This window comes from Pseudomonas avellanae BPIC 631, assembly GCF_000444135.1.
Taxonomy (GTDB): domain Bacteria; phylum Pseudomonadota; class Gammaproteobacteria; order Pseudomonadales; family Pseudomonadaceae; genus Aquipseudomonas; species Aquipseudomonas avellanae.
On record NZ_ATDK01000083.1, the window covers coordinates 1 to 4,831 of the forward strand.

The 4,831-nt window shown below is 48.3% G+C and carries 2 protein-coding genes; both read left to right on the forward strand.

Annotation, left to right across the window (positions count from 1 at the left end; genetic code table 11):
* Nucleotides 1–42 precede the first annotated feature (42 nt).
* The gene (locus DW49_RS0106035) at nucleotides 43–3,360 is read left to right on the forward strand and encodes a helicase-related protein (RefSeq protein ID WP_241478685.1); all 3,318 of its coding nucleotides are present in this window, start codon (nucleotides 43–45) and stop codon (nucleotides 3,358–3,360) included.
* A gap of 403 nt (nucleotides 3,361–3,763) precedes the next feature.
* Complete coding sequence (ttcA, locus tag DW49_RS0106040) at nucleotides 3,764–4,657, forward strand: tRNA 2-thiocytidine(32) synthetase TtcA (protein ID WP_024421132.1); 894 nt, start codon at nucleotides 3,764–3,766, stop codon at nucleotides 4,655–4,657.
* The last annotated feature ends 174 nt before the right edge of the window (nucleotides 4,658–4,831 follow it).

Sequence of the window (4,831 nt, forward strand, 5' to 3'; positions counted from 1 at the left end):
TTAGAGATAGAGACGTTACACCTACGTGATTTGCGACGTGAAGTGTTGGTAACTGCTGCACGTGAATTGGTTAAGAAATCCAGGGAGGAGTGGATCGATCCGCTCGAATTTGGCCCACTTATGGCATCTCTCGCAACGAACCCGTCAGAAATGGCTTTGTTTGTCGATAAATTCAACAAACAACTGACCTCGGGAACGCAGAAAGACAGCGATAGAATCTCTCTTAGCAAGCTCCTTCAGTGCAGTACTGACTCCAGCATTGGCGCACTTACTTCCGACTTTGTCTCGCTAGGAGTTCACCCATTTGATCGCCTTGGCAAAAAACATTTTGAGGGGAAAGTTTGGCATGATCTGTTCGTCCAGAATGAAGGGCGGCCGGCTTATTCCCACAAGTTAAATGATGTTCAAAAAGCAGGTCTCAACAAGGAAATACTGAAAGGACAGTATGAGCTTATTGATGACGTAATTTTTGCAAACACTTTTTTTGCATTGGAAGAAACTGGGCTGGCATATCCGTCCATTATGGACGGGAACGATGAAAAAGCAGATCGCTTGGATACTTGGTTACGTGTTTTCGCGGGAGCCTATCGTGTCTTGGACAATAAGTTTGTCGAGGGCGATAACGTAATAGAATGGCTATCAGGATCGGATATCAAGAATAAGCGGGTGCATCGTTTCGCCCAAGTTGTGTTCCCGGGTGGCGGCGCCATCGACGGTCTGAGCGGCATTCTTGACGACCTCTCAGCATTAGGGCACCCAAGCGGGATAATTCATATTGGCAAGCTGTATCTCAAGATAGCGAAGGAAAGCGATCCGTATTGGCGCTGTGAAAACTGTGAGAGAGTGCACCTTCACCGCGGGCCCGGGAGGTGCACTCGTTGCGGAGAGAAACTAGGCGAGCAAGCGACTGGACGAGCTGAAGAGTTGTGGCGCAATAATTTTTTGGGTAGTCGCATCGTTCGTGGACAAGAAGAAGGCGTTGACCGATTCCGTTTGCGTGTAGAAGAGTTGACTGGGCAGACGGACGATTTTTCGGATCGATTGCGCAAGTTCAAAGGTATCTTTGTCGACGACGAAAGTGAAATACAGAAACGTGCCCAAGAAATTGATATGTTGTCTGTCACTACCACCATGGAGGTGGGAATCGACATCGGCGCCTTGCAGAGTGTATATCAGGCCAACATGCCTCCTCAGAGATTCAATTACCAACAGCGAGTCGGTCGAGCCGGGCGCCGAGGTCAGGCGTTCTCGCTGGTTATTACTTTCTGTCGCGGTCGAAGTCATGACGCATATTACTTTGCGCATCCGCGTGCTATTACTGGCGACCCGCCACCCCCACCTTTTCTCGCTATCGGTCACGACCCCATTCCGTTGCGTTTAGTGCGTAAGAATTGGTTGCGTGCGGCATTTAAATATTTACGTGACCAGTGCGCGAATGCTGGCGATGTGTATCCGGGTGATTTGGTTATGCCACCTGACGTTCACGGTGAATATATATCCACTCAAGATTACTTTCATAACCCTCAAGCGTCGTGGCCTGACCGTTTGCACGACGCGCTGATTAAAACCCTCGCTGAGCGTGATAGCTTCATTGAGGTAGCATCCTTCGATCCAGAACAACGAAATCGTCTTAAAGAAAAATCTAATGTTGAACAGTTGATGAAAGAGATCGGCGCACTTAAAATATATGCACCTAAGTCGGAAATGGGGCTTGCGCGGTTTTTGGCTGAATGGGGATTGTTACCAATGTACGGTATGCCTACTCGTGTTCGTAACCTATATCTAGGTCTTCGCCCTGTAAAAGTTGGAGGGACTGAAGATTACGAATGGTCCACTATGGATCGTGATCTTGATCTTGCCGTCTTTGAATATGCACCAGGAGCGGTATTGGTCAAAGACAAGCAGAAACATCGCGTTGTTGGCTTTACTGGGAGTCTATCTACCCCTCAAGGGTTCAAAAAGGATGATCTTTCGATCAGGGCGTTATCTCACTGGTATGAAACTGAAACTTGGGTAGCAGTCTGTAAAAGTTGCGGCTCAGCGACCAGGACAGATTTGATACCACAAGCATCACTAAAATGTGATGACTGTCAGGCAGAGATTCTTCCAGACGAACTAAAACGTTATGTAACACCGGCTGGATTTCGAACTGACTTTAATCCAAAGGACGGTGAAGAAGACGTTGGACGGATGTCGGTTCGCAGTATGGCGACCTTGGTGAGTGCGGGGGCCCGTCTGGAGCATGGAAATGTGACTGTTATGCACGGTGCCGGAGTAACCATCATGCAGATGAATGATGGTGTCGCCAATATTGAGGGAGAAGGTGAGGGGTTTCTTGTTCAGGAAGCCTCGGATCTAAGGGTTACAATGCCTTCGGGCACCAAAAAGCCTCCTAAGATTGACGGTGAACCGCAGGCTTACGAAGCGGGCTGGCTTAGGAGTGCTCGCAGTACTAGTTGGGGTCTGGCACGTTGGGGAAATATTGGAAACCCATTGCCTCCATTCGGCTTGATCTCATGCAAGCAGACAGAATCTATCCAGCTTGAGTTAGGAGCGTTTGATCCTCGACTTGATCTGTCACACGTAGCGCGGCGCGGCAAATATGATCGTCTATCGACACGAGCAGCAGCAATCAGTGCAACGCAAATCCTAGTCCAAAAGGCAGCTCTGGAGCTCGATGTATCCGCTGATGAGTTCGAGGCCCTTGAGCCGCGAGTGCGGTCGGGAAAGCCGCTGCTGCAGATCGCTGACGCGCTGATTAATGGATCAGGCCTCTGCCGTCGTCTAGGGGAAACGGTTCCAGGCGGTTCACGCCCCCAGATTCTTGATATCCTGCATGATGTCTTGGAAAATCAAGATCAGTGGCCGCTTGTAGATTTTCTCAATGTGTCGGCAGAAGGGGATCACTCAGCTCAATGCCATACATCCTGCTACCGCTGCGTTCAGCGATACGGTAACCGTCGATATCATGGCCTTCTCGATTGGCGCTTGGGATTAGCTTATCTGCGCTCAATGACTACACCGAGCTATGCATGTGGGCTGGAAGCGCAGGATGCGGCCTATCCCGAGATCATAGGTTGGCATGAGCGAGCCCTATGGTTGGCGGAAAACATCGCTCAGATGCGCCCCGGAGTCTTAACTGCCGGCCACTTACCGCATTCGGGAATGCCTTTTCTGCTTGAACGTAAAGGCGGTCGCGAAACCCGATACGTAATTGTTCACCCTCTCTGGAGTTTGGACGCTAGCGCTCTGTCTGACTTGCTCGGAAATGATTGGTCGCCGGAACTGCGTTTCGTAGATACATTCAACTTGGAGCGTCGTCCGCTCAAAACCATGGCCAATTGGTTGAAGGCTCGCTGACGCTTCTTAGCCCCCTGGCGAAGCCAGCCAGGGGAGCTTTTTGCGCAATTCCATAAACATGACGACTACTTTGCATTGCCGTTGATCAGGCATCCGGGTCGGATTTGGCCAGCACGTTTCAGAGCCATGGCCTTTGATGCGCCTGTGTTCAAAACGCAAATGCTGGACTGCTTGGGTCAGCAGAGCTTCCACCTCCCAAGTGCCGCATGGGTAGCTAGGATCTCATACGGCTTCTTACCGGCAAGGCGTTCTTTAGTTTTCGAGAGTCATTGCCTAGCCTTCGGCATCCAAAATTTTATAAAATCTAGCTATCTCAATTTTTGCAATCAACGGGCGTCTCCAGAGCGACTCGCTTTTTTGGAACAACCTTAGTTTGTAAAACCTAAACTAGAGACTACTAATCATGAGAATAGACGTAAAAGAATCTCAACCTAGCAAAGCTGCTGAGCTCCGCAGTAAAAAACTTCGCGGGAACGTCGGGAAGGCCATTGTGGATTACTCAATGATCGAAGACGGCGATAAGATAATGGCTTGCGTCAGCGGTGGGAAAGATTCATTTGTAATGTTAGACGCATTGCTACACTTGCAGAGAGTCGCGCAAATAAAATTTAGCGTTGTAGCCGTAAATTTGGATCAGAAACAGCCCGGCTTTCCAAGTGATATATTGCCTGATTATTTCAAGAGCAAAGGCATCGATCACTATATAATTGACAAGGATACCTACTCCGTTGTTAAGGGGAAAATTCCAGAAGGTAAAACGACTTGCTCGCTTTGCTCTAGGCTAAGAAGGGGGACGCTTTATAGTTTTGCAGAAGAAATAGGGGCCACTAAATTGGCTTTAGGTCATCATATGGATGATATGGTCGAAACTTTATTTCTTAATATGTTCTTTCAGGCGCAACTGAAGGGAATGCCCCCTAAGCTTCTTAGTGATGATAAAAGAAACATTGTTATCCGACCGCTTGCATATTGTCGCGAGAAAGACATAGCGAAAATCGCTGCAGACAGCGCATATCCCATCATTCCGTGTAACCTCTGCGGTTCACAAGAGAATCTGCAAAGAAAAAAAATTAAATCTATGATCGCGGAGTGGGATTCAGCGAATCCTGGCTGTGTGGAGAACATCTTTCACAGCTTGCAAAACGTGAATCCTTCACAGTTGGCCGATCGTAGCCTGTTTGAATTTGCAGGCTTATCCATTGATAGATTAACAGCCCGGATACCGCACAAATTCGGAGGAGCGGCGATCTCATCCTCCAGCGTAGAAAATTGGACGGATGTCGTCCGGATTTTGTAAAGTTTCATTATCGTTTTTTGGGGGGGGATAGGTTTTTGACGATCAAGGGGACGAAAATTTACGTTTTCCGCTTTTTTTGTAAAAGTGATAGATATAAATGTTCTTTAAAATCGATGAGTTGTAATCTTTTAAAGACTTTTGTGGGGGCGCACGTGGGCTATAAGGCAAAGACAG

What these genes read in the sequence shown, in the direction of transcription:
- ttcA (WP_024421132.1), top strand. Translation starts at nt 3,764, where the DNA reads ATGAGAATAGACGTAAAAGAATCTCAACCTAGCAAAGCTGCTGAGCTC.